Consider the following 4,519-nt stretch of genomic DNA (forward strand, 5'->3'; position numbering starts at 1 on the left):
AGGAAATACATAAACCAAGAGGAATATAGTAAGGCTAGAGCTCTGGCAGTAAAAAGAATAGAAGAAAGTAAGAAAAAAAAGTAAAAAAAAAGATTGAAAACCCATAAAAAAAACAAAGGAGCGATTCCTTTGTTTTTTTTATTAGAATAAAAATCCAAGGTGAGATTGCCAAATTGATTTTTATTTCATAGTGTGATATACTTTCTAAGTTAGAGTAAAAGAGACGAAAGGAATGAGAAAGCATGTTTGGAAAGCTTGATGAAGTAGTAAAAAAACATGAGGAACTTATGGAACTACTAGGAAGTAGTGAGGTTGCAAAAGATCCCAAAAAAATGATAGAGTATAATAAAGCACTTAATGAAATTACACCAGTTGTGGAAAAATACAAAGAGTACAAAAGGTACTCTGATGATCTTGAATTTACAAAAGATAGCCTAAAGGTGGAGAAAGACCACGAGATGAAAGAGATGCTTCTGGAAGAGATGAGAGATATAGAGGAAATTCTTCCGGGATTAGAGCAGGAACTCAGAATACTTCTTTTACCTAGAGACCCCAATGATGATAAGAATGTTATCATAGAGATCAGAGGTGGAACAGGTGGAGATGAGGCGGCTCTATTTGCAGGGAACCTTTACAGAATGTACTGCAGATATGCAGAGAGAAACAAATGGAAAACAGAGATAATGAGTAAGAGTGAGGTAGGAGTAGGGGGATTGAAAGAGATAATTTTCTCAATCCAAGGACAGGGAGCCTATTCTAAACTTAAATTTGAGTCCGGAGTACACAGGGTACAGAGAGTACCTGAGACTGAATCTTCTGGAAGAATACATACATCAACTGCTACTGTGGCAGTTTTACCTGAAATAGATGACGTAGAACAGGTAGAAATAAAGCCAGCAGATCTTAAAATTGATACATTCAGATCATCAGGTGCCGGGGGACAGCACGTAAATACAACTGACTCGGCAGTAAGAATAACACATCTTCCCAGTGGAGTTATAGTGGAGTGTCAAGATGAGAGATCTCAACTGAAAAATAGAGAAAAAGCAATGAAAGTACTTGCAACCAAACTATTTGAAATAGAGATTGAAAAGCAGAGATCTGAAGTGGAAAGTACTAGAAAGCTTCAGGTAGGAACAGGAGCCAGATCTGAAAAAATAAGGACTTATAACTATCCTCAAGGAAGAATAACAGACCACAGAATAAAACTGACACTTCATAAGCTAGAAGCCTTTTTAGACGGGGAATTGACTGAAATGATAGATGCCCTTATCACGTTTGACCAAGCAGATATGCTTACAAATCTAGCAGGATAATGGAAAAGTTAATTAATATACTTAAATTTAGTGAGGAGTATTTGAAAAAATACTCCTTTTCAAAACCCCGGCTTCAGGCAGAAAAAGTGGTCGCACACGTATTGAAACTTGACAGGATAAGTCTTTATGCATATTTTGACAGAGATCTGAGTGAGGAAGAAAAAGTCCAGGTAAAAAATTTTTTAAAAGAGATGGCGAGAAACAGAAAAGATTTTGAGGAAATTCTTGAAAAACTGGAAAATAAGAATATTCACGATATAGTCACTGAGAAAGAAAATCATAGAAAAGAGAATCTACAGATACTCTCTCAGTCAATAGAGTACATAGAGAATAACGGAATAGAAAATCCAAAACTGGAAGCAGAGTATATATTTTCTCACGTTTTGAAAACAAATAGGCTGACTCTGACTCTGGACTTCACAAGAAAAATAACTGAGGAAGAAAAGAAGCTCATTAAAGAGATGATAATAAAAAGAGCAAAGGACAAAAAACCTCTCCAGTATATTTTAGGTGAAGAGGAATTTTTTGGTTACAAATTCAAAGTCGATGAAAGAGTGCTGATACCAAGACCCGAGACAGAACTTCTTGTGGAGCAGTGCATAAAAGAGATGTCAGAGGTGAAGACGCCCTTTATTCTCGATATAGGGGTAGGAAGCGGTGCAATATCTGTAACCTTGGGCAAAGAAATACCAGAGGCAAAAGTTCTAGGTGTTGATATCAGTGAGGAAGCCCTGGATGTAGCAAATAATAATAAAGAACTGAACCAGGCTAAAAATGTGAAATTTATCAAATCTAATGTTTTTCAGAATGTCAATTATAAGGCTTTCGATATGATTGTTTCTAACCCGCCTTACATACCTGAGAGAGAATACAGAGATCTCATGCAAGAGGTGAAAAAATATGAACCAAAACTGGCTCTCACAGCAGAGGATGAAGGTTTTTATTTTTATAAACTCATAAGCAGAGAGGCTGGAAATTACCTCAAGAGTGGCGGCGTTCTAGCTTTTGAAGTAGGACATGACCAGGCTCAAAAGGTAAAAGATATGATGGAAGAAAATAAATTTGAAAATGTGGTAATTATGAGAGATTATCATCAGATAGAAAGAATCGTAATAGGAAAAAAGAAGTAAGGAGAAAATTATGTCCACAAGATTGTCTGATTATGATTATAATCTTCCAGAAGAACTTATAGGACAAACTCCGGCAGAACCTCGAGATCACTCGAGGCTGATGCTGGTAAACAAAAAAACTGGAGATATAGAGCATAAAAGATTTTATAATATAATAGACTCCCTGAAAAGTGGGGATGTCCTTGTAAGGAATTCCACCAGGGTTATACCTGCAAGACTTATGGGTAGAAAAGAAACGGGAGCTATCCTTGAAGTTTTTCTTCTCAAAAGGCAGGATATAAATACCTGGGAGTGCCTTATCGGAAATGCAAAAAGGCTGAAAATAGGTCAGAAAGTGCTTATCGGTGAAAATAATGAGCTGGTAGCAGAACTCGAAGAGATAAAAGAAGACGGAAACAGAATACTCAGATTTTCCTATGATGGAGTTTTTGAAGAGATACTTGATAAATTGGGTCAGATGCCTCTTCCTCCCTATATAAGTGAAAAGCTCTCTGAAAAAGACAGATATCAGACGGTTTATGCCATAAAGGGAGAGTCAGTGGCTGCTCCTACAGCAGGACTTCATTTTACAGAAGCTCTTTTGGAGAAGATAAAAGAGAAAGGTGTGGAGATCGTAGATCTATTTTTAGAAGTTGGATTGGGGACCTTCAGACCTGTACAGACAGAAGATGTGCTAGACCATAAGATGCACGAGGAAACTTATGAGGTTCCAGAAAAAGCTGTGGAGACAATAAACAAAGCGAAAGAGGAAGGCAGAAGGGTCATAGCTGTGGGGACAACCTCTATACGTACCTTAGAGTCATCAGTAGATGAAAATGGAAGGCTCGTGGCCGGCAAAGGATCGACAGATATATTTATATATCCAGGTTACAAGTTTAAGGTTGTAGATGCCTTGATAACAAATTTCCATCTTCCGAAATCAACTCTTTTGATGCTTGTATCAGCATTTTCAAGCAGGGAGCTGATTATGGATGTCTACAGAGAAGCAGTGAGAGAGAAATATCATTTTTTCAGTTTTGGAGATGCAATGTTTATTTATTAGGAGGTGAGCCATGAGAATAATAGCCGGAACAGCTAAAAACAAAAGTATAAAATGCAGAAAAGGGACAGAGACAAGACCTACTTTGGACAGAGTTAAAGAGGCCTTGTTTTCAAAACTACAGCCCTATATAGAGGACTGCAACATCCTAGATCTTTTCAGCGGGACAGGGAATATAGCTCTAGAGGCAATAAGCAGAGGAGCAAAGAGAGCCGTAATGATAGAAAAGGATCAGGAAGCCCTTAAAATAATAATAGAAAACGTAAACAGCCTTGGATTTGAAAGCAAATGCAGAGCCTATAAAAATGAAGTTTCCAGAGCAGTGGAGATTTTGGGGAGAAAAAATGAAAAGTTTGACATCATCTTCATGGACCCTCCATATAAAGAAAATGTCTGTACAGAGGTTATGAAGTCAATACAAAAGAATAATATATTGGCTGAGGGAGGTCTCATCATATGTGAGCACCACCTTCATGAGAGACTGGATCAAGAGATAGGAGAATACAAAAAAGTAGATGAAAAAAGCTACGGGAAGAAAACTCTTACTTTTTATACAAAATAATAATCTGCCGCCTGTTTATTTCAGGCGGCTTTTAAATTTTTTGTGATGAAATTATTGAATTTCTCTAGACTCTGTTACTTTTCTCTTGACAGAAAAGTAACCAAAAGGTCAAGGCTGTGAAAAATCAGCTAAATAACCTTGAAAATCCAAGAAAAACTCGAAACTCGCTGCGCTCAAACAGTCGATTTTTTCTAAGGATTTTACTGCGGTTATTCTTAACGCTGATTTTGTCAATGCCACTTAAAGATTAGAATATTTAAATGCTTTTTAAAATCTTTAGAATCTTTAATATCTTCTAAAGATCTTGAAGTGCCTATTCGCAGGACGAGCGTTAAGAAATCTAATTAATTTTACGTTAAGAAAATACAATGTCTGAGCGTAGCGAGTTTTGTATTTTTAGTAAAATTGATTAGATTTTAGCTTGGACAAGACAAGGCTTGATTTTTGGTTACTTTTCATCAAGGAAAAGTGA

At 36.7% G+C, this 4,519-nt stretch carries 4 protein-coding genes; all 4 read left to right on the forward strand.

Annotation, left to right across the window (positions count from 1 at the left end; translation table 11 throughout):
* Positions 1-242: 242 nt before the first annotated feature.
* Genes prfA through rsmD form a run of 4 tightly spaced genes read left to right on the forward strand, consistent with a single transcriptional unit; the run spans position 243 to position 4,047 of the window.
* Complete coding sequence (gene prfA, locus ABZA26_RS08425; protein WP_372714080.1) at positions 243-1,316, forward strand: peptide chain release factor 1; 1,074 nt, start codon at positions 243-245, stop codon at positions 1,314-1,316.
* On the forward strand, positions 1,316-2,446 hold the full coding sequence (gene prmC / locus ABZA26_RS08430) for a peptide chain release factor N(5)-glutamine methyltransferase (RefSeq protein ID WP_372714081.1): 1,131 nt from the start codon (positions 1,316-1,318) through the stop codon (positions 2,444-2,446). The genes prfA and prmC overlap by 1 nt, the downstream gene beginning before the upstream one ends.
* A gap of 10 nt (positions 2,447-2,456) precedes the next feature.
* On the forward strand, positions 2,457-3,488 hold the full coding sequence (gene queA / locus ABZA26_RS08435) for a tRNA preQ1(34) S-adenosylmethionine ribosyltransferase-isomerase QueA (protein WP_372714082.1): 1,032 nt from the start codon (positions 2,457-2,459) through the stop codon (positions 3,486-3,488).
* Positions 3,489-3,498: 10 nt separating this feature from the next.
* Positions 3,499-4,047, forward strand: a complete 549-nt coding sequence (gene rsmD, locus ABZA26_RS08440; protein ID WP_372714083.1) for a 16S rRNA (guanine(966)-N(2))-methyltransferase RsmD — start codon at positions 3,499-3,501, stop codon at positions 4,045-4,047.
* Positions 4,048-4,519: the final 472 nt, after the last annotated feature.

Source organism: Ilyobacter sp., assembly GCF_041583315.1.
GTDB lineage: Bacteria > Fusobacteriota > Fusobacteriia > Fusobacteriales > Fusobacteriaceae > Ilyobacter.